This window comes from Streptomyces sp. NPDC026301 (assembly GCF_055567935.1).
Window position 1 is genome coordinate 256,199 of the sequence record NZ_JBVHPN010000011.1, and the last position, 21,515, is coordinate 277,713.

General features: G+C 71.6%; 14 protein-coding genes. 9 read left to right on the forward strand and 5 right to left on the reverse strand.

Features of this window, described 5'->3' with window-relative positions:
- Window positions 1-311 precede the first annotated feature (311 nt).
- From ACZ4MH_RS21355 to ACZ4MH_RS21375, 5 genes are all read left to right on the forward strand, one after another.
- Window positions 312-3,296, forward strand: coding sequence for a DEAD/DEAH box helicase (locus tag ACZ4MH_RS21355; protein WP_351587535.1), 2,985 nt, complete (start codon window positions 312-314; stop codon window positions 3,294-3,296).
- Window positions 3,297-4,444: 1,148 nt separating this feature from the next.
- Window positions 4,445-5,743, forward strand: a complete 1,299-nt coding sequence (locus ACZ4MH_RS21360) for an SWIM zinc finger family protein (protein ID WP_351587538.1) — start codon at window positions 4,445-4,447, stop codon at window positions 5,741-5,743.
- Between the two features lie 79 nt (window positions 5,744-5,822).
- Complete coding sequence (locus ACZ4MH_RS21365; protein WP_351587541.1) at window positions 5,823-7,766, forward strand: helicase-associated domain-containing protein; 1,944 nt, start codon at window positions 5,823-5,825, stop codon at window positions 7,764-7,766.
- Between the two features lie 243 nt (window positions 7,767-8,009).
- A complete protein-coding gene (locus ACZ4MH_RS21370) occupies window positions 8,010-8,669 on the forward strand; it encodes a nucleoside/nucleotide kinase family protein (protein ID WP_351587544.1) in 660 nt (219 codons plus the stop codon).
- Between the two features lie 142 nt (window positions 8,670-8,811).
- Complete coding sequence (locus ACZ4MH_RS21375; protein WP_351587547.1) at window positions 8,812-9,267, forward strand: type II toxin-antitoxin system PemK/MazF family toxin; 456 nt, start codon at window positions 8,812-8,814, stop codon at window positions 9,265-9,267.
- A 43-nt stretch (window positions 9,268-9,310) separates the two neighbouring features.
- Here the strand turns inward: ACZ4MH_RS21375 and ACZ4MH_RS21380 are convergent, their stop codons facing one another.
- The 3 genes from ACZ4MH_RS21380 to ACZ4MH_RS21390 all read right to left on the reverse strand — a co-directional run bounded on the left by ACZ4MH_RS21380 (window position 9,311) and on the right by ACZ4MH_RS21390 (window position 11,683).
- On the reverse strand, window positions 9,311-9,862 hold the full coding sequence (locus tag ACZ4MH_RS21380; RefSeq protein ID WP_351587550.1) for a DUF1697 domain-containing protein: 552 nt from the start codon (window positions 9,860-9,862) through the stop codon (window positions 9,311-9,313).
- 126 nt (window positions 9,863-9,988) lie between these two features.
- Window positions 9,989-10,495 carry a methylated-DNA--[protein]-cysteine S-methyltransferase gene (locus ACZ4MH_RS21385; RefSeq protein ID WP_351587770.1) on the reverse strand — a complete coding sequence of 169 codons (507 nt, stop codon included), beginning with the start codon at window positions 10,493-10,495 and terminating at the stop codon, window positions 9,989-9,991.
- Window positions 10,496-10,786: 291 nt separating this feature from the next.
- On the reverse strand, window positions 10,787-11,683 hold the full coding sequence (locus ACZ4MH_RS21390) for a glycerophosphodiester phosphodiesterase (RefSeq protein WP_351587553.1): 897 nt from the start codon (window positions 11,681-11,683) through the stop codon (window positions 10,787-10,789).
- A 489-nt stretch (window positions 11,684-12,172) separates the two neighbouring features.
- Here ACZ4MH_RS21390 and uvrB point away from each other — a divergent pair, with 489 nt between their 5' ends.
- Together uvrB and ACZ4MH_RS21400 are read left to right on the forward strand one after the other, a co-directional pair.
- Entirely contained in the window at window positions 12,173-14,329 is a 2,157-nt protein-coding gene (gene uvrB, locus ACZ4MH_RS21395; RefSeq protein WP_351587556.1) for an excinuclease ABC subunit UvrB, read from the forward strand.
- Between the two features lie 360 nt (window positions 14,330-14,689).
- On the forward strand, window positions 14,690-15,691 hold the full coding sequence (locus tag ACZ4MH_RS21400; RefSeq protein WP_351587559.1) for a TerC family protein: 1,002 nt from the start codon (window positions 14,690-14,692) through the stop codon (window positions 15,689-15,691).
- Window positions 15,692-15,769: 78 nt separating this feature from the next.
- On the opposite strand, the gene ACZ4MH_RS21405 is transcribed toward ACZ4MH_RS21400, so the two are convergent.
- Both ACZ4MH_RS21405 and ACZ4MH_RS21410 read right to left on the reverse strand, forming a co-directional pair.
- Window positions 15,770-16,426, reverse strand: coding sequence for an MBL fold metallo-hydrolase (locus ACZ4MH_RS21405; protein ID WP_351587562.1), 657 nt, complete (start codon window positions 16,424-16,426; stop codon window positions 15,770-15,772).
- Between the two features lie 75 nt (window positions 16,427-16,501).
- Window positions 16,502-17,230 (reverse strand): maleylpyruvate isomerase family mycothiol-dependent enzyme, encoded by a 729-nt coding sequence (locus ACZ4MH_RS21410; protein ID WP_351587565.1) that lies wholly within the window; start codon window positions 17,228-17,230, stop codon window positions 16,502-16,504.
- Between the two features lie 566 nt (window positions 17,231-17,796).
- Between ACZ4MH_RS21410 and uvrA the strand changes: the two genes are divergently transcribed.
- Window positions 17,797-20,832 carry an excinuclease ABC subunit UvrA gene (gene uvrA, locus ACZ4MH_RS21415; protein ID WP_351587568.1) on the forward strand — a complete coding sequence of 1,012 codons (3,036 nt, stop codon included), beginning with the start codon at window positions 17,797-17,799 and terminating at the stop codon, window positions 20,830-20,832.
- A 324-nt stretch (window positions 20,833-21,156) separates the two neighbouring features.
- Window positions 21,157-21,498, forward strand: a complete 342-nt coding sequence (locus tag ACZ4MH_RS21420) for a metal-sensitive transcriptional regulator (protein WP_351587574.1) — start codon at window positions 21,157-21,159, stop codon at window positions 21,496-21,498.
- Window positions 21,499-21,515: the final 17 nt, after the last annotated feature.

Sequence of the window (21,515 nt, forward strand, 5' to 3'; positions counted from 1 at the left end):
GGAGAGGGGATTCGTTTGAGGCCGGTGACGGCTCGGAGGCTTGCTCGGCACGCATCGACAGTCACGTAGAGTCACTGACGGTTGAAAGGTAGCGGATCGCTGGGCTCGGCGGGCAAGAAATTTTTGACCAGCGGCTTTGCCTGTGGATAACCGGCTTGGTGATCGTTCCGGCGGGATTGTCAGTGCCGTCTGCTTCCATGGTTTTCACGCAGGGTCGCGGCTTGCAGCGGCGGCCGCATCGCGGACGGGAGGGGGAGCTGATGGAGGCGACCGTAGACTCACGAGTCGGAGTACGACACGAACGGAACGGCATGGCGAGACGGCGGGAGACGAGCGCGCGGGGCGAGGCCGGGCAGGCCTGGTCGACCGGCGCCGCGCCGTCCGGGCCGTTCCCCGACGGTCGTGCGGGTCCGGCCGCGGCGTCGCACGGTGTGACCCGGCATGCAGCGGTGTTTCTGCCGGCCGAGCTGCCGCGCGCCGGAAAGATCGCCTTCTGGAGTCCGGAGGGCGAGCCGCTGCCCGAGCCGCCGGGAGCGGCGAAGGCCACGGAGCTGAAGGTCGTGCGACGGCACGGCAATTCTGTCCGCAGTCGTACGGTTCCCGCGCTCGAACTGACCGTCGCTGAGGCCGTGCCCCTGCTCGTCCGCGCCCGCCATGACCCGACGGCGCACCCAGCCACCGCGTGCTGGGGTGCGGCCGCCTGTCAGGCGCTCCATCTGGTGGCGCGCGGCCGCATCCTCCCGGGCCTCACCGCCGACGACGCGGACGCATGGCGTGCCGGGCCGCTGGACGCCGAGGACGCCGCGCAGCTCCGGGCGATCGCCGCCGCCATGCCTGCCGAGGCCCATGCCGTCCCCGTGCCCGGCAGCAAGCCCCTCCAGCTGCATGCGCCGAATGCCCTGGTCCGCGCCTTCATCGACGCGGTCGTCGATGTCCTGCCACGCACGCCGGCCGCGGTGCATGTGGCGGGCGCCCCGTTCGCCGCGGCCGGTCCGCAGCGGTTGCCCGGCGCGCGGGACTGGGCGGCGGAAGTCGCGGCCGGCGTGGACAGCGGCGTACGGATCTCGCTGCGGCTGGACCTGTCGGCACACGAGCTGTTCGACATGTCGGCGGAGGAGGACACGGAGAGGGAGACAGAGAGGGAGAGAGAGGGAGAAGAAGAGGCGGCGCCCGGTGGTGCGGACGAGTACGGGACGAGCGGCAGGGCCGGGGCCGCGGCAGCGGTTCTCCAGGTCAGCCATCTCACCGATCCGACGCTGGTCGCGGACGCGCGGCAGTTGTGGGACGGGGAGGCGCCCGACGGCTTCGGGCCGCGCGCGCAGGTGGACACGCTGCTCGCGTTGCGCCGGGCGGCCCGGGTCTGGCCGCCGCTCGGCCGGCTGCTGGACCACCCCGTCCCCGATGTGCTGCCGCTCGACGAAGAAGAGCTGTATGAGCTGCTGGGCGATGCCGCGCCGCGCCTGAAGGCGGCGGGAGTCGCCGTCCACTGGCCCAAGGAGCTGGCCCGGGGGCTGACCAGCACCGCTGTCGTGCGGCCCGCGCCCGGTTCCGCGGCGGACGGATTCGGCTTCTTCGATGCCGAGCGACTGCTGCGCTTCGAATGGCAGATGGCACTCGGCGGGTCCCCGTTGAGCGACGCGGAGATGAACGTACTGGCAGAGGCGCACCGCCCCCTCGTGCGGCTGCGCGACCAGTGGGTGCTCGTGGACCCCGCCCTCGTACGCAAAGCCCGCAAGAGAGAGCTGGGATACCTCGATCCCACAGAGGCGCTCGCCGTGACGCTCGCCGGTGAGACCGAGGTCGAGGGAGAGCGCGTCGAAGTCGTACCGCTCGGGGTGCTCGCCCACCTCCGTACACGCCTCACCGCCGACGCCGCGCCCCTGGAGAAGCCCGCCGGGCTGCACGCCACCCTCCGGGACTACCAGCTCCGCGGCCTGGCCTGGCTGGACAGGATGACCGCGCTCGGGCTCGGCGGCTGCCTCGCCGATGACATGGGCCTGGGCAAGACCGTCACCACCATCGCGCTGCACCTCCACCGCGACCACCCCGACCCCACCCTCGTGGTGTGCCCGGCCTCGCTGCTCGGGAACTGGCAGCGGGAGATCGAGCGGTTCGCCCCCGGCGTCCCCGTGCGGCGCTTCCACGGCACCGGCCGCAGCCTGGAGGACCTGAAAGGCGGCTTCGTCCTCACCACGTACGGGACGATGCGCAGCAGCGCCAAGAGGCTGGCCGAGTGTTCCTGGGGGCTGGTCGTCGCCGATGAGGCGCAGCATGTGAAGAACCCGCAGTCCACCACGGCCAAGGCGCTGCGCACGATCAAGGCGCCCGCGCGGGTCGCCCTCACCGGCACCCCCGTGGAGAACAACCTCTCCGAGCTCTGGGCCCTGCTCGACTGGACGACGCCCGGACTGCTCGGGCCGCTCAAGACCTTCCGGGCCCTGCACGCCCGGGACATCGAAGGCGGTGAGGTGCCGGGCGCCGCGGAACGCCTCGCCCGGCTCGTACGGCCCTTCATCCTGCGGCGGAAGAAGTCCGACCCCGGTATCGCCCCCGAGCTGCCGCCGAAGACGGAGACCGACCATCCGGTGCCGCTGGGCCGCGAGCAGGTGGCGCTGTACGAAGCGGCCGTCCGCGAGACGCTCGCCCGTATCGAGGCGGCTGACGGCATGGCGCGGCGCGGCCTCGTGATGAGGCTGCTCACGGTGCTCAAACAGATCTGCAACCACCCGGCGCAGTACCTGAAGGAGGCCGCGCCCGGCCTCACCGCGCGCTCCGGGAAGCTCGAACTGCTCGACGAACTGCTGGACACGATCCTCGCGGAGGACGGCGCGACGCTCGTCTTCACGCAGTACGTGGAGATGGCGCGCCTTCTCGAGGAGCACCTCAGGGCCCGTGGCGTACCCACTCAGCTGCTGCACGGCGGGACACCGGTCGCGCAGCGGGAGGCGATGGTCGACCGCTTCCAGGCGGGCGAAGTTCCCGTGTTCCTGCTGTCGTTGAAGGCGGCGGGTACGGGACTGAACCTCACCCGTGCCGGCCATGTGATCCATTACGACCGCTGGTGGAATCCGGCCGTGGAGGAGCAGGCCACCGACCGGGCCTACCGGATCGGGCAGACGCAGCCCGTCCAGGTGCACCGACTGGTCACGGAAGGGACGGTGGAGGACCGGATCGCCGAACTGCTCGCCGCCAAGCGCTCCTTGGCCGATGCCGTGCTCACCGGTGGCGAGGCGGCCCTGACCGAACTCACGGACGCGGAACTCTCCGATCTCGTCACGCTGAGGAGGTCGGCATGAGCGGCCACGACCAGCACGAGGGGCACAGCCCGAAGGGGCAGGACGGCGACCAGCACGGCCGGGGTAACGAGGAGCAGGGGGCGGCGGCCACGGGCGAGGGACTGGAGCGGGTCCGCCGGGAGTTGGAGCGCGGCCGGGCCATCGCACGGGCGCGTGAGGCCGCCGCGGAGGCGAGCCGTGACCGGGAGGCCGAGGACGTGCCGGGAGACGCGGCGCGTGCGGGGGAAGGGGCTGGACGCGGTGCGGACGCGGAAGCGCGTGACGGCGTGCGGCCTGCCGACGAAGCCGAGGAGCCCGGGGCCGGGGCCCGGCGGAGGAGTGAGGCGGCCGAACGTGCGCGGCAGGCTGTGCGGCGTACGGGACAGGAGCCCGGGCGTCCCATGCGTGAGGCAGATGGGCCCCGGCAGTCGGCCCCGCAGTCGGCTGACGCGGCACCGGACAACGGCTCGTCGGCAGGCGCGGCCGGTGACGGCGAGGAAGGCCGGAGCCAGGGGGCGGAGCGGGCCCGGCAGGCGTTGAAGCGGGCGGCCGGAGAAGCGAGGCGCGCCCGGGTGCGGGCATCCCAGAAGCAGCCGGTCCACAAGCGGGCGTCTCAGGGGCAGGCGTCCCCGGCGCAGGTATCCCCGGCGCAGCCGTTCCGGGCACAGTCGGCCCAGCCGCAGGAGTCCCCGGTGACGGACGAGGGCGCGGGGGCGGCCAACGAGGGCGCGGAGCAGGGGGCCGTGCGCCGGAGTGCGGCTGCGGAGCGGGCTCGCCAAGCGCTGTCACGCGCGGAGCACGAGAAGGCGCGTGCCGATGAGGCGGGGGGAGGCGAGAAGCCCGCTGAGACCACTGAAATCAAGCAAGTTGGCGATGCGGCTGCGGCTGCGGCTGCGGCGTCGGATGTGGCTACGGCGTCGGATGTGGTTACCACTGCGTCCGGAGGCGCGGCTTCGGAGGGCGGAGCGGGGCGGCTGGCGCGTGCCGGCAGTGGCCTGGAAGCCGTTGAGCGGCGCACCCCGCCGGAGCGGTCGGGGCCGGGGCTTCGGAGCCTGGGGGACGCGCTGAAGGGAGCGCACGGTGGTCCCGGCGCGGGGAGCACCGGGAACGCGGGGAGCGTACAGGGCGGCGGCGCCGAGGCGGCGAGTCGTGCGGCAGGACGGGCCCGGGTGTTCCCCGCGGTGGCGGCCGGTGGCGGGGACGGTGAGGAGTTCGCCGAGACCTGGTGGGGACGGGCATGGCTCGACGCGCTGGAGAGCACGGCGCTCGACACGGCGCGGCTCGCGCGCGGCCGGGACTACGCGAGCGGCGGGCACGTCGGCCGGATCACCGTGGCCCCGGGCCGCATCTCCGCGCCGGTGACGGGCAGCCGACCGTATCCGTACCGGGCTGAACTCCGGTTGCGTCCCTTCACGGACGCGGCGTGGGAGGCATTCCTCGACGGCGTCGCCGCCCGGCCCGCCCACCTGGCGGCCCTGCTGGGCAGGACGGTGCCGCGGGCCCTGGCCGAGCGACAGGACGAGGTGGGCGTGCGGCTGCTGCCCGGCCCCGGGGATCTCGTACCACGCTGTTCCTGTCCCGACCGCGGGCATCCCTGCAAGCACGCCGCGGCGCTGTGTTTCCAGGCCGCCCGCCTACTGGACGCCGACCCGTTCGTACTGCTCCTCATGCGCGGACGCGGCGAGCGGGAGCTGCTCGACGACCTCTCGCGGCGCAACGCCACGCACAGCGCCCACTCCGAACGGGCGGCCCGCGCGGCGCTCCCGGGAATACCGGCCCGCGCAGCCCTGCAGGTACGGGACCTGCCGCCGCTGCCGCCCCCGCTGCCCGTGCCGGCCCACCCGGAGCGGCCCCTGGTGCTGCCGACGGCCGACGACCCGGCCATCGACCCGGCCGCCATCGAACTGCTGGCCGCCGATGCCGCCGCCCGGGCCCGCACGTGCCTGGCCGACGCCCGGGCAGCCACCGCGCCCACCGGGCGGCCCGCCCCATCCAGGGCAGCGCCCGCCGAGGCCGCGGCATCGCCGTTCCCCGCCCGCACCCTCTGGGAGGACGCGATCCGGCTGGTTGCCGGGGCGCACCCCACCTCGGGGCTGACCGCCAGCACGAGGGAGATCTACCGCAGCGTCGCCGAGGCCACCGACCGCCCGGTGAACGACGTCGCGCGTGCCGTGGCCGCCTGGCGGCAGGGCGGACCGGAAGGGCTCCGCCTTCTGGAGACGACGTGGGACCCGCCGGCCGGTGATTTCGACCGCGCCCGCAGTGCCCTGTCGGCCGCCGACCTCCCCTCGCTGCGGCCTCGGCACAACCACCTCACGGACGCCGACCGCGGCATACAGCTGCGCTTCGGCCACGACGGCCGCTGGTATCCGTACGAATCCGATCCCGGGGTGGAGGACTGGTGGCCCACAGGGCGCGCCGACGCCGACCCCGTGGGCGCTCTCACTCCGCTGCTCGCAACGGAGTAGACGACTGAGCGGCTGAAGAGAGACAGCTGAAGAGCCAGCTGAAGAGACGACTCAAGAGACGACCGAAGAGAGTCACCCCGTGGAAGGTCTCGACACACTCACCAACGCCCTGGCGCGGCGCACGCCCGAGCAGCTCGCCGCGCTCCTCGCCCGGCACGCCGAGCCGCTCTCGCGCCGCCCCGCGCCGGCCCGGCTCCGTGAACTGGCCGCCTCCCTGTGGTCGTACGAAACGCTCCACCAAGTAGTGCTGGGGCTCGACCGGCCGTGCCTCCATGTGCTGGCCGCGACCGCCCGGATCAGCCAGGCCCGTGCCCGGGAGGCCGCGCACGGGCCGGCCGCCCCCGATCCGGGCGCCGGCTACCAGTCCCTCATGGCCCACAGCCTGGCCTTTCCGGATCTGGCGACGGAGCCGGTGCCGGTGGCGGACGTGTACGCGGCCTTCGGTGCGGACCGGGAGGCCGTCGGGACGGCGTTGGAGGCGCTGTACGAGGCGGGGCTCGCCGCGCCGATGGAGGACGGCCGGGTCGTCGTACCGCCTCGTACGGCGCAGCTGATCGGCGCTCACGACCTCGGCGCCTTCGAGCCCGCCCCCTCGCCCGCGTCCCTGGCGACCACGCCCGCGACCGTTACGACTACGTCTACGGGTACGGATACCCGTATGGGTACAGGTACAGGTACAGGCACGGGACCGGTCGACGAACGGGCCCTGACCGCCGAGTCGCAGGCGGCGGCCGCCGCGCTCGTCGGGGCGCTGGAGCGGCTGCTCGCCGCGCTGGCGGTGCAGCCCGCGGCGCTGCGCAAGTCGGGCGGGCCCGCCGTACGGGAGATCCGGCGGCTGGCGAAGGCGGCCGGCACCTCCGAGCCACGTACCAGACTCCTGCTCGACCTCGCGCTCGCGGCCGATCTGATCGCCCTGAGCCGTACGCCCGCCGGCACCGTCGCGCTGCCCACCAGCGGGTACGACGACTGGCTCGCGCTGCCGCCCGGCGAGCGACTGCTGCCGGTCCTCACCGCGTGGGCCCGGCACTGGGCGATCGCGACGTGGACGCCGTTCGGGGAGACCCCGACGGCCCTGGAGCGCGGGGACGACCGCCGCGCGCCCGCCCTGCGCCACGGCCTGCTCGCCGCCCTCGCCACAAGTACCAATACCAGTACAGGCGCCGGTGGCTGTGCCGCGCCCGGCCCCGGGGTTTCGATCCCATCCCCGGACGCGTCGTCGCTGGAAGTGCTGCGGCCGCTGGTGGCGGTCGCCGGCTGGCACCGGCCGCTGGCCGTCGCCGACGAGCCGATGATTCTGGAACGCGCTGCCCACACGCTCGACGAGGCCGCCTTCCTGGGCCTTGTCGCGTACGGGACGCTCACGTCCGTCGGTCGGGCCCTCCTCCGTGCGGAGACGGCAGCCGATCCGGCCCCGTTGCGCGCGGCGCTTCGTACGCTGCTTCCTCCACCGCTCGAACAAGCCCTGTTTCAGGGCGATCTGACGGCCGTCGTGCCGGGGCCACCGTCCGCCGAGCTGTCCGCGCTGCTCGCGCTCGCCGCCGACCGCGAGTCCGACGACAGCGCCACCGCGTGGCGGTTCAGCGGTGCCTCCATCCGCCGGGCGCTGGACGCGGGCCGCACCGCTGACGCGCTGATCGACGACCTCACCGCGGCGTCCGCGACGGGACCGCTGCCGCCCCCGCTGACGTACTTGATCAAGGACACGGCGCGCACGCACGGGCGCATACGGGTCGTGCGCGCCGGCTGCTGCATCCGTTCCGATGACGCCGCGCTCGTCCATGAGCTGACCGCCCACCGGGAGCTGCGCGGACTCGGGCTGCGGGCGATCGCGCCGACCGTGCTCGTCAGCGCGCAGGAGCCGGGGCCCACCCTGGATGCCCTGCGTGCGGCCGGTTACGCCCCGGCGCTCGAAGCTGAGACCGGTACGACCGTCGTCGAACGCACGCCCGCGCACCGCAGTCAGGCCCCGCTCCGGAAGCCCACCGATCATCTCGCCCTGGCGCGGCGCCTCTTGGACGGCTGAGGGGAGGAAGCCCGCCGGCCGGCTGTCCGTGCGGCCGGAGAGCCTCCCGCTTCATGATCAACTACACGGCGCCGGAGGTCAACGACGCGCAGGGACGGGCGGGCCCTCTCGGCCCATGTACGGAGCCGAGCGGGCAATGTCGCACGATCACGCAGGTCAGTGACGTACGGATCACGCAGGTCAGTGACGTACGGATCACGCAGGTCAGTGACGTACGAGGCGCCGCGGCGGCAGAATGACGGTGTGCGGCTCGAAGCGATCACCTGGGAACGGCTGACCGACGCGCTCGCCGAAGAGGTGGCGGGCATGACGGCACAGGACGGCAGTCCCTGGCTGCGCGTGGGCATCGACGCGGCTCCCGCCGCCCGCCCCGGGGAGCCGGCCGGGCTGCTCGCCGAGGCGCTGCGGCTGCGCGGCCGTTTCGTGCAGAAGAGCGGCGCATACGGGTTCCTGCGGCCGGCGTCGCTGCGTCTGGAGTACGGGCGGCACGATCCGGACGCGTACTACGACGAGTGGTTCGACCGGCAGGCGCTGTGGCGGGAGGTGTTCAACCCGCTGGAGGCCGGGGGCAGCGGCCGGGTGCTCCCGGACCTGTGGGACCCGGAACGGGACCGGGCGACGCGCAGCCCGTACGTCCGGCTGCCGCCCGGCGGCGTGCTGATCCTGCACGGGCCGTTGCTGCTCGGGCAGTGGTTCCCGTTCGATCTGACCGTGCACCTCGGGCTGTCGCCGGGCGCGCTGGAGCGGCGTACGGAGGCGGGCGAGCGGTGGACGTTGCCGGCGTTCGCGCGGTACGAGGCGGAAGTGGGGCCCAGGGAGGCCGCCGACGTCGTCGTACGGGCCGACGATCCGTGCCGCCCGGCGTGGAGCGGTATCGGCCTCGGCCGACGGGACGGTATCTGAGCGATCGGCAGACGCGGCGCGTGGAGGCACCTCGCCGACCCGCGGACGGCCCCTCATCAGCTGCCGGCGAACCGCGCTCCCGCCATCAGCCCGCGAAAGGACCCTCATCAACCCATGATCCACTGCCCGTTACGGTGAGGCCATGGCAATCGACGAAGTGGGCGAACGGGTGGCGGCGCTGCCGGGCAGCACCGGAGCGACGGCGACGATGGAGGCGCGGCCGCAGACGGTCGGCGCGGTCCGGACGGTGTACGCGCCGGACCCCGACGGCGACCCGGACCCCGGCGAGATCGTGTGGACCTGGGTGCCGTACGAGGAGAACGACGGGCGCGGCAAGGACCGGCCCGTGCTGGTCGTCGCCCGCGAGCGGACGGGCACGCTGCTCGCCGTGCAGCTGTCCAGTAAGCGGCACGACGACCGGGAGTGGGTGGCGATCGGCTCCGGTCCCTGGGACCGCGCCGGGCGCCCCTCGTGGATCGCCCTCGACCGGGTGCTGAGGGTGCATCCGGACGGGATGCGGCGGGAAGCCTGTGCGTTGGACCGGGGCCGCTTCAACCTGGTCGTGAACAGGCTGCGGGAGCGCTACGGCTGGCGCTGACGGGCCGGCACGCGCCACGACGGCGTCACGGGCCACGACGGTGTCACCCGCCGTCGGCCACGGCCAGGATCTTGTTGACGGTGTTCCAGTTGCGGGCGGTGGCCGTGACGCCCAGCTTGAGGCTCGCCGCGGTGACGGCCGCGGCGAGCCGCGAACGCCCGACGCCCTCCGGGCACCAGAGGTACAGGTCGCGGCCGAGCAGCCGGAAGGTGTCGGGCGCGTACCCGGCCGGGTCCAGGGCGTCCAGCGGGGCCGTGTCGGCGGGCGACTCCGACAGGAACGTGACGTGCAGCGTCTTGGGCTCCGCCACCGCCTCGGGGAACGGGTTGGCCGCGACGGCGGCGGCGATGTCGTCGCGAGTACGGACCATGACCGGTACGGAGAAGCCCAGCGCCGCCGCGAAACCGGCCTCCAGGGCGCGCGCGGTCTCCTCCGGAGCGACGCCGGGGTCGGCGAAGACGATGTTGCCGGTCTGGAGGAGGACGGTGACGTCCTCGAAGCCCAGCTCCGCCATCAGCGCGCGCTGCTGCGCCACCGGGAACTTGTGGTGCCCTCCGACGTTGATGCCGCGGAGCAGGGCGACCTGACGGGACATGAGCGGGACCTTTCGCAGGGGCAGGCGTAGCGGAGAAGGCGTAGCGGAGAAGGCGTGGCACGGGAGACAGCGTGAGGCGTCGGCTGCCTGTCCCGGCCAGTCAGCGGAGCAGCCCCTCCCCGTCGCTCAGAACAGCGGCTGCGGCAGCACTCCCTCCAGCGCCAGGAGCTGCCGCTTGGTCTCCAGTCCGCCGCCGAAGCCGCCGAGTCCGCCGCCGCTCTCGACGACGCGGTGGCACGGCACGACGACCGGCAGTGGATTGGAGCCCATGGCGGCGCCGACCGCGCGGGCGCCGCCGGGCTCGCCGACCCGGTCGGCCAGGTCCTGGTAGCCGACGACCGTGCCGTACGGCACGTGGGCGGCCAGCTCGCGCAGCACCCGCTCGTTGAAGCCCGAGGACAGCGACCAGTCCAGCGGAACCGTGAAGTCCCGCAGCTCACCGGAGAAGTACGCGACGAGCTCCGCGGCGGCCGTGTCCACCGCCGGTATCGCGGCGACCGGCTCGGCGCCGAACGCGCCGCGCAGCCGGGCGAGCGACCTGGTCCGGGCCCTGTCGTCGGCGTGGAAGACGACCAGGGCCAGACCGGCGTCGGTGCCGGCGAGCAGGAGCGGGCCGATGGGGGTGTCCAGCATGCGCCACGCCCAGTCGCGCGATGTCCGGGCCGGGGTGGGCGGGCCGTCGCCCACGGCCCCCGGAGACGCCCCGGGCCCCTCGGCGGCGGACGCCTCGGGCGCCCCGGCCGCCGAGATCTCGTGTTCCTCGGAAATCGTCACGGCTTCAGCCTAGGACCCCCCACTGACAATCGCCGTGGAAAGAAGCCGGGGGAGCGGGGATCACCGGCAACCGCCGTGGGGAGCGGGACGGCAGCACTGCTCCCACTCCCACTCCCGACGGCTGGGGCTCGTGCCCCGAGACGCGGCGGATTACGCGGCCGGGACCAGGAACCCGGAGTCCTTCAGGGCGTTCCTCACGACGTCCGGATTGTTGGTGATGATGCCGTCGACGCCCCAGCCGGCGACCTGCTTGGCCGTGGGCGCGTCGTTGACGGTCCAGGTGTAGACCTCCAGCGGGCGTCCGTGCGCGCCCTGGAACGCGTGCACGGCCGAGACGTACGCCATGTTGATCGTCTTGTAGCTGGGATTGATCTGGTCCGTGAACTGCGCGTACTTGGGCAGGTCGGCGATGGCCGGAGTGCCCAGGAAGCCCGTCTTGATGTCCGGGCGCAGCTCGTGCACCTTCTTGATCGAGTCGCCGTTGAAGCTCTGGACGACCAGCCGGTGCTTCACGTGCTGCCGGTCCAGCCAGCCCTCCTTCCGCAGCTGCCGCAGGACCTGCGCCTCGATACCGGGGTAGAGCTCGGGCGACTTCAGCTCCATCAGCAGCTTCTGGTGGTTGTGGCCGACCTCGTCCATGTAGCGCTCGAGCGTGGGGACCCGCTCGCCCTTGAACTTCGCGTCGAACCAGCTGCCCGCGTCCAGCTTCTCGATCTCGCCGAGGGTGAAGTCGGAGATCTTCCACGGCGCCCGGCCGGGGTACAGCTCCTCGACGTTGGTCGTGCGGTTGAGCGTCGTGTCGTGCATGACGATCAACTTGCCGTCCTTGGTGCGCTGGACGTCGTTCTCCACCCAGGCCACGCCCATGTCGTGCGCGGCGTCGATGGAGGCGATGGTGTTCTCGGGGGCGTAGGCCGAGGCTCCTCTGTGCGCGACGGTGATCGGTCTGTGCGGGTGGTCCGCGGCCTGGGCGGCGGCAGCGGGGAGGCAGAGCGCCGTCAGCCCCACGAGCGCGCCGGCAGTGGCGGCGGCAGGCCGAATGTGCATACGGACTCCTCGGATTCGACGTCTGTGGGGGGCGGTCTGCGGCAGGTTCCCAACGGCGGTGTACTGGAAGATAGGTCAGGGATGGACATAAATTGAACGAGAAGTGTCGTGTGTCCCGGGTTTGGGACCGTACGGGGATGATTTGGACGGCGTGATCGCGCAACGGAGGTCCTGGCCGAGGCCGCGGAAACCGGCGCTTGACCGCTGTTCAAGGGCGCCTGGTGGCAGATCGTCGCCTTTTGGGCGACGGGCGCTTTTGGCCGGTTCACCTCTTGCGTGCGATCGCGCCGCCCCGCGTGAGCGCCGGAAGGCCGACCAGGGGGAGCCAGGGGGAGCCCCGGGGAGCCGGTGACAGTCGGGGCCGCACGGGCGAGAAGGGCCTTGTGAAGCAGGAAATGCCTCGTGACGGCGCGTGTCCGGACGCTTCCGCGGCGTCGGCGCCGGCGTTATGGACGCCGGTTGTCAGTGGTGGGTCGTACGGTGGGTTCCATGCGGCCCGTTTCCCAGATCGAACGCACGGTGGCGCCTTTCGAGGTCGTCAGCCCGTATCAGCCCAGTGGCGACCAGCCGGCGGCCATCGCCGAGCTGGAGCAGCGCATCCGCGGCGGTGAGAAGGACGTCGTCCTGCTGGGCGCCACCGGCACCGGCAAGTCGGCGACGACCGCGTGGATGATCGAGAAGCTGCAGCGCCCGACCCTCGTCATGGCGCCCAACAAGACCCTCGCGGCCCAGCTCGCCAACGAATTCCGCGAGCTGCTGCCGAACAACGCGGTCGAGTACTTCGTCTCGTACTACGACTACTACCAGCCCGAGGCGTACGTCCCGCAGTCCGACACGTACATCGAGAAGGACTCCTCGATCAACGAGGAGGTCGAGCGGCTGCGCCACTCGGCGACCAATTCGCTGCTCACCCGGCGGGACGTGATCGTGGTCTCCTCCGTGTCCTGCATCTACGGCCTGGGCACGCCCCAGGAGTACGTCGACCGGATGGTGCCCCTGAAGGTTGGCGAGGAGATCGACCGCGACCAGCTGCTGCGCCGCTTCGTGGAGATCCAGTACACCCGCAACGACGTGGCGTTCACCCGCGGCACCTTCCGGGTGCGCGGCGACACCATCGAGATCTTCCCGGTCTACGAAGAGCTGGCCGTCCGCATCGAGATGTTCGGCGACGAGATCGAGGCGCTGTCGACCCTCCACCCGCTGACCGGCGAGGTCATCAGCGACGACCAGCAGCTGTACGTCTTCCCCGCGAGCCACTATGTGGCGGGCCCCGAGCGCATGGAGAAGGCGATCGCCGGCATCGAGGCCGAGCTCGCCGAGCAGCTCGCCACGATGGAGAAGCAGGGCAAGCTGCTGGAGGCCCAGCGGCTGCGGATGCGGACGACGTACGACATCGAGATGATGCGCCAGATCGGCACGTGCTCCGGCATCGAGAACTACTCGCTGCACATCGACGGCCGCGAGCGGGGCACCGCGCCGAACACCCTCCTCGACTACTTCCCGGAGGACTTCCTCCTGGTCATCGACGAGTCGCACGTCACGGTGCCGCAGATCGGCGCGATGTACGAGGGCGACGCCTCCCGGAAGCGGACGCTGGTCGACCACGGCTTCCGGCTGCCGTCCGCGCTGGACAACCGGCCGCTGAAGTGGGAGGAGTTCCAGGGGCGCATCGGGCAGGCCGTCTACCTCTCCGCGACCCCGGGGCCGTACGAGCTCTCGCGCGGCGACGGCCACGTGGAGCAGATCATCCGCCCGACCGGCCTCGTCGACCCGGAGGTCGTCGTCAAGCCCACCGAGGGGCAGATCGACGACCTGGTCCACGAGATCCGCACGCGCACCGAGAAAGACGAGCGCGTCCTGGTCACGACCCTCACCAAGAAGATGTCCGAGGACCTCACGGACTACTTCCTGGAGCTGGGCATCCAGGTGCGCTATCTGCACAGCGACGTGGACACGCTGCGCCGGGTGGAGCTGCTCCGTGAGCTGCGGGCCGGCGAGTACGACGTGCTGGTCGGCATCAACCTCCTCCGGGAGGGCCTGGACCTGCCGGAGGTCTCCCTGGTGGCGATCCTCGACGCCGACAAGGAGGGCTTCCTCCGGTCGGGCACGTCCTTGATCCAGACGATCGGCCGCGCGGCGCGCAACGTCTCGGGCCAGGTGCACATGTACGCGGACAAGGTCACCCCCGCGATGGCGAAGGCCATCGACGAGACCAACCGGCGGCGCGAGAAGCAGCTCGCGTACAACAAGGAGCGCGGCATCGACCCGCAGCCGCTCCGCAAGAAGATCAACGACATCGTCGCGACGATCGCGCGCGAGGACGTCGACACGCAGGAGCTGCTGGGCTCGGGGTACCGCAAGGCGGCCGACGGCAAGGACGCCAAGGGCAAGGCGCCGGTGCCGGCGCTGGGCGGCGCCGCGGAGAAGGCCGGCAAGGGCGCCAAGAGGGGCGCGAAGGGCAAGGCCGCGGAGGGTGTGCCGACGGACCGGCCCGCCGCCGAGCTGGCCGAGATGATCGAGGAGATGACGGACCGCATGCGGGCGGCCGCCGCGGAGCTCCAGTTCGAGGTCGCCGCCCGGCTGCGCGACGAGGTGAGCGAGCTGAAGAAGGAGCTGCGCCAGATGCGGGAGGCCGGACTGAAGTAACCGGGCTGAAGTCACCGGACCGGGGGAACGGGGCGGCGGGGAATCGGTGGGCGTACGGGCTGAGCCCGTACGCCCACCGGCGCGTCTGCGGAGAGGTCGGGACCCTCTGCTGTACCGTCTATCGCACCGCCTCTGACCTGGCATTTTATCTAACTCTTTACTTATCCATGGCATTACTTTACGCTTGTTTGTGCGGAGGGGAGTATTCCCGCCTGCGGCGTACCCGTCATCACGGATCGGTTGGAGATCCCGGGGCGTCGGCCCACTCAGGGTCGCGGAGCACGGCGCGCGATCTCGGGGCGGAAGAGACCTCCGGCAGCGACGACGCTGTTTGTGTTGTTACGACCTGCCGGAGGAGCAGTGGACGTTTCCCTGACCCTGTGGGTGCTGACCATTCTTGGTCTGTGCGCCCTCATCGCCGCCGATTTCTTCATCGGCGGCCGCAAGCCGCACGACGTGAGCATCAAGGAAGCCGGTGTCTGGACCGGTGTCTGGATCGCGCTCGCCGCCCTCTTCGGGCTCGGGCTCTTCCTGTTCGGCGGCGGGCAGCCGGCCGGTGAGTTCTTCGCCGGCTTCATCACCGAGAAGTCGCTGAGCGTCGACAATCTCTTCGTCTTCGTCCTGATCATGGCGAAGTTCGCGGTGCCGTCGATATACCAGCAGCGGGTGCTGATGGTCGGCGTGCTGATCGCGCTGGTGCTGCGGGCCGTCTTCATCGGCGCCGGCGCGGCGATCATCGCCAACTTCTCCTGGGTCTTCTACCTCTTCGGCGCCTTCCTCATCTGGACGGCCTGGAAGCTCATCCAGGAGGCGCGCGCCGACGAGGAGGACGAGGAGTTCGAGGAGAACCGCTTCCTGAAGATGGTCGAGCGGCGCTTCCCGTCGACCGACAAGTACCACGGCACCAAGCTGTTCATCGTGGAGAACGGCAAGCGCCTGATGACGCCGATGCTGATCGTCATGCTGGCGATCGGCACCACCGACGTCCTCTTCGCGCTGGACTCGATCCCCGCGATCTTCGGCCTCACCCAGGACCCGTACATCGTCTTCACGGCCAACGCCTTCGCCCTGATGGGTCTGCGGCAGCTGTACTTCCTCATCGGCGGACTGCTGCGCAAGCTGGTCCACCTCTCGTACGGCCTGTCGGTCATCCTCGGGTTCATCGGCGTGAAGCTGGTGCTGCACGCGCTGCACGAGTCGGGGGTGCACGTCCCGGAGATCAGCATCCCGGTCTCGCTGGGCGTCATCTGCGCCGTGCTGGTCATCACGACGATCACCAGCCTGCGCGCGTCGAAGAAGCAGGCACAGGCCGAGGCGGCCGGCGACGCGGACGGCAAGGACAAGGACTCGATAGGCGCCTGAGGCGCCGGCGCGGCACAACAAGGCGCGGTGTGCGGGCCTCTCGCCCGTACACCGCGCCGTCTCGCTTCCCGGTGGCTCCTACCAGCCGCGCTCGCGCCACTCCGCGAGATGCGGGCGCTCGGCGCCCAGCGTGGTGTCCGCGCCGTGGCCCGGGTAGACCCAGGTCTCGTCGGGCAGCCGCGCGAAGAGCTTGTTCTCGACATCGTCGATCAGGCTGGCGAAGTTCTTCGCCTCGCCCCAGGTGTTGCCGACCCCGCCGGGGAAGAGGCAGTCGCCCGTGAAGACGTGCGGGTGGCCGTGCGGGTCGTCGTAGACCAGGGCGATGCTGCCGGGGGTGTGGCCGACCAGGTGGCGGGCGGTGAGCGTGACCCGCCCGACGCTGATGGTGTCGCCGTCCTCGACCAGGACGTCCGTCGGGACGGGAATGCCCTCGGCGTCGTAGCGGCCCGCGAAGGTCCGGGCGCCGGTCGCGTCGACGACCTCGCGCAGCGCGCCCCAGTGGTCACCGTGCTGGTGTGTGGTGACGACCGAGGTGATGCCGCTCTCGCCGATCAGCCCGAGGAGCGTCGAAGGCTCCGCGGCGGCGTCGATCAGTACCTGCGCGCCGGTCGCGCGGCAGCGCAGCAGGTAGGCGTTGTTGTTCGTCGGACCGACCGCGACCTTGGAGATCATCAGATCGGTCAGCTCGTGTACGTCGGCCGGTCCGCCGACCTTGACTGCTCCGGTGTACGCCATGCCCGCAGCCTACTGGCCGGGGCCCTGGAAGCATCGCGTCCGGGGGGTGTACCGCGGCACCGGCCGACGCCCCGGTCAGCGATCCGGCAGCTCCGGCAGGCCGGCGCCGTCGGGGGTGGTGAGGCCGGCGCCCTTCGAGCGGCCGGTGAGCCAGCCGACCAGTGCCGCCGGGGAACCGCTGACGGTGAGCGGGGCGCCGTCGGGGCGGCCCGTCCGCCAGCTCCGCCCGTCATCGGTGCACAGCTCCAGCGCGGCGACGTCCCGGTCTCCCTTCAGCCGCTGCTCCGCGAGGAAGGCCAGCTCGGCGTCCACGTACTCCGTCGCCAGATGGTCGACCGTGTAGCCGACGCCGAGGTCCACGTGGTGCAGCTCGACCTCGGCGAGCCGGCGGAAGGGCAGCCGCCCGGCCCGCTCGACGACGCCGTTGCGCATCTCCACCTCGTACGACAGGCGCTCGGGGCCCAGCGCCGAGCAGGCCGTCTCCCAGCGCTCGGCGCTGGACCGCAGGTCTTCAAGGTGGGCGGCCAGCGGCCGGTCGGCGTCCCGCTCGATGTCGGCGTCGCGGGCGGCGGGCGTGGCGTACATGGGCGTGCGGATGCCCGTACGCGCCCACGCGAAGAGGTTGGCGAGCCCGTCGGCGTTCCGGGCGAGGTGGGCGAGCACATGGCCGCGGGTCCAGCCGGGCAGCAGGGAGGGCTCCCCGACGGCCTCGTCGTCGAGCTTGGCCACGGAGACTAGGAGGCGGTCGGTGGCGGCGTGGACGGCTGCCGCGTCATAGGCGAATTCCTGTGCGGTGTCGGTCATGGTCCGAAGCTAGCGCCACCGCCGTCGGGGCGGGAGTCGGCGCACGTCGCCAGCCGGGAGCGCACGACGGTGCGGGCACGCGGCAGGGGGAAGGGACGGGACGGTTCCGGTGTTGTACGAGGAGTGCGCCGGGCCGGGCCGACGAGGCGTCCGGGCCTGCGCGCTCGTCGGTTCTCGGGCGCATCCGTGCAGGTCAGCGGTGCTGTGCCCGGTTCGGGAAGGGGCGTTGTCAGACCCCGGCGCTACGGTGAAGGGCGTGGTGGGATCCGGCGTCCGGCGCCGCCGTGAGCAGGCGTTCGGCGCGGCGTGACCAGGCGTCCGGTTCCACCGTGCAGCAGGCCGCTGCGCTGTCGTGCGCCGGGTCACCGGTGCCCTCGCGTCAGCGGAGCGCCGTCCGGCAACACCTTCGGGTGAAGACGGACGACGGAGACCAGAAATCGAATGCACGTGCTATAGGCTCGTGTGTGGCATCGAAACGACATCGACAGACATTGCCGCGGCGGCCCCCATACCCTGGGGCGGGGGTGCGCGGCACCCCGCCCCTCTCACGAAAGGTGCCGACCGGCGTGACAGACCGTCTCATCGTCCGTGGCGCTCGCGAGCACAATCTCCGCAACGTCTCGCTCGATCTCCCCCGCGACTCCCTCATCGTGTTCACGGGTCTTTCCGGATCGGGCAAGTCCTCGCTCGCGTTCGACACGATCTTCGCCGAGGGCCAGCGGCGCTACGTCGAGTCGCTGTCCTCGTACGCCCGGCAGTTCCTCGGGCAGATGGACAAGCCCGACGTGGACTTCATCGAGGGCCTGTCCCCGGCGGTCTCGATCGACCAGAAGTCGACCTCGCGCAACCCGCGCTCCACGGTCGGCACGATCACCGAGGTCTACGACTACCTCCGCCTGCTCTTCGCCCGCATCGGCAAGCCGCACTGCCCCGAGTGCCGCCGGCCGATCGCCCGCCAGTCGCCGCAGGCCATCGTGGACAAGGTGCTGGAGCTGCCCGAGGGCAGTCGGTTCCAGGTGCTCTCGCCGCTCGTCCGCGAGCGCAAGGGCGAGTTCGTCGACCTCTTCTCCGATCTGCAGACCAAGGGATACAGCCGGGCCCGGGTCGACGGCGAGACGATCCAGCTCTCCGAGCCGCCGAAGCTGAAGAAGCAGGAGAAGCACACGATCGAGGTGGTCGTGGACCGCCTCACGGTCAAGGAGACCGCCAAGCGCCGGCTGACCGACTCCGTCGAGACCGCGCTCGGCCTCTCCGGCGGCATGGTCATCCTCGACTTCGTCGACCTCGACGCCGACGATCCGCAGCGCGAGCGGATGTACTCGGAGCACCTCTACTGCCCGTACGACGACCTGTCGTTCGAGGAGCTGGAGCCGCGCTCCTTCTCCTTCAACTCGCCCTTCGGTGCCTGCCCGGAGTGCACGGGCATCGGTACGCGCATGGAGGTCGACCCCGAGCTGATCGTCCCGGACGAGGAGAAGTCGCTCGACGAGGGCGCCATCCACCCCTGGTCGCACGGCCACAACCGGGAGTACTTCGGCCGGCTGATCGGCGCGCTCGCCGACGCGCTCGGCTTCCGTACCGACATCCCCTGGGCCGGTCTGCCGCAGCGCGCCAAGAAGGCCCTGCTCAACGGCCACCGCACGCAGATCGAGGTGCGCTACCGGAACCGCTACGGCCGCGAGCGGCGGTACACCACCCCGTTCGAGGGCGCCCTGCCGTTCGTCCGGCGGCGGCACTCCGAGGCGGAGAGCGACTCCAGCCGCGAGCGCTTCGAGGGCTACATGCGCGAGGTGCCCTGCCCGGCCTGTGAGGGCACGCGCCTGAAGCCGATCGTGCTGGCCGTCACGGTGCAGGACAAGTCCATCGCCGACGTCGCCGCCATGTCGATCAGCGACTGCGCCGACTTCCTGCGCGACATGAAGCTGGACGCCCGCCAGAAGAAGATCGCCGAGCGGGTGCTGAAGGAGGTCAACGAGCGGCTGCGGTTCCTGGTCGACGTCGGCCTGGACTACCTCTCGCTGAACCGCGCGGCGGGCACCCTCTCCGGCGGTGAGGCGCAGCGCATCCGGCTCGCCACCCAGATCGGCTCCGGGCTGGTCGGCGTGCTGTACGTGCTCGACGAGCCGTCGATCGGCCTGCACCAGCGGGACAACCACCGCCTGATCGAGACGCTGGTCCGGCTGCGCGACCTCGGCAACACCCTGATCGTCGTCGAGCACGACGAGGACACCATCAAGGCCTCGGACTGGGTGGTGGACATCGGCCCCGGCGCCGGTGAGCACGGCGGCAAGGTCGTGCACAGCGGTCCCTTGAAGGAGCTGCTGGCCAACGAGGAGTCGGCGACCGGGCAGTACCTGTCCGGGACGAAGGTCATCCCGACGCCGGGCGTGCGCCGGCCCGTGGACCACGACCGCCGCCTCACGGTGCACGGCGCGAAGGAGAACAACCTCCGCGACATCGACGTGTCCTTCCCGCTGGGCGTGCTGACCGCCGTCACGGGCGTCTCCGGATCGGGCAAGTCGACGCTGGTCAACGACATCCTCTACACCCACCTGGCGCGGGAGCTGAACGGCGCCAAGTCGGTGCCGGGACGGCACACCCGGGTCGCGGGCGACGACCTGGTCGACAAGGTCGTGCACGTGGACCAGTCGCCCATCGGCCGCACGCCGCGGTCGAACCCGGCGACGTACACCGGCGTCTTCGACCACGTCCGCAAGCTGTTCGCGGAGACGATGGAGGCGAAGGTCCGCGGCTATCTGCCGGGCCGCTTCTCCTTCAACGTCAAGGGCGGCCGCTGCGAGAACTGCTCCGGCGACGGCACCATCAAGATCGAGATGAACTTCCTGCCGGACGTGTACGTGCCGTGCGAGGTGTGCCACGGGGCGCGGTACAACCGCGAGACGCTGGAGGTGCACTACAAGGGCAAGTCCATCGCCGAGGTGCTGGACATGCCGATCGAGGAGGCGCTGGACTTCTTCGAGGCGGTGCCGACGATCTCGCGGCACCTGAAGACGCTCAACGAGGTCGGCCTCGGGTACGTCCGGCTCGGGCAGTCCGCGCCGACGCTCTCCGGCGGTGAGGCGCAGCGCGTGAAGCTGGCGTCGGAGCTGCAGAAGCGGTCCACGGGCCGCACGGTCTACGTCCTGGACGAGCCGACGACCGGCCTGCACTTCGAGGACATCAACAAGCTGATCCGCGTGCTGTCCGGGCTGGTCGACAAGGGCAACTCCGTGATCGTCATCGAGCACAACCTCGATGTGATCAAGACGGCGGACTGGGTCGTGGACATGGGCCCGGAGGGCGGCAACGGCGGCGGCCTCGTCGTCGCCGAGGGCACGCCCGAGCAGGTCGCGGGGGTCCCGGCCAGCCACACCGGCAAGTTCCTGCGGGACATCCTCGGCGACCGGGTCAGCGACGCGACCCCGTCGAAGGGGGCACCGGCGAAGCGCTCGGCGGCGAAGAAGACGACGTCGGCCGCCAGTAAGACGGCGGCCAAGAAGACGGCGACGAAGCGGACCGCGGCCAAGAAGACCGTGGCCGCGGAGACGCCGGCGAAGAAGAAGACCGTGACGAAGGCGGTGAAGTCGAAGGGGAAGTCCTGAGGGACGGGCGGGGGCGGACAGGCGCTGGGCGGCCGCGGGCCCGGGGGCGGCAAGGGCGCAGACCCTGAGCCGTCCGGGCCGGCCGTACCGCCTCAGCGGGCGGCCCGGTCGCCGCGCGGAGGGTGCCCCTCCATCGCCGCGGCGGTGCGCCGGACTGCTGGTGTCCGAGCCCGTACGCTCCTCCGGGCAGCAGGGCCGTTACGGCGCGGTCGAGCTGGTCGACGAGCACGTTGAGGGCGCCGGGGAGGTGTCCGGGGGCGTACTTCCGGAGGCGTACTCCCCGGGGGCGCGACGTCGATGAGGGGCCTCTCGGGCGCACCGGGAATGCGGGTGCAAGGGCCGGCGCTACCATACCCACCGGGGTATTCGTGGAAAGGGAAGGCCGTGGAGCTGCCAGCAGAGGAACTGAAGGGCGCCGTCAACCGGCTGCGCCGGGCCCAGGGGCAGATCTCCGGGGTCATAGGGATGATCGAGCAGGGCCGGTCCTGCGAAGAGGTCGTCACGCAGCTGGCCGCCGCTTCCCGCGCGCTGGACCGGGCCGGTTTCGCGATCATCGCCACGGGCCTGGAGCACTGCCTGACGGCCGAGGCCGAGGGCGGGGCGCCGGAGATGGAGCGCGCCGAGATGCGCGCCAAGCTGGAGAAGCTCTTCCTGTCGCTGGCGTGATCCGCCCGCCCGGCTGA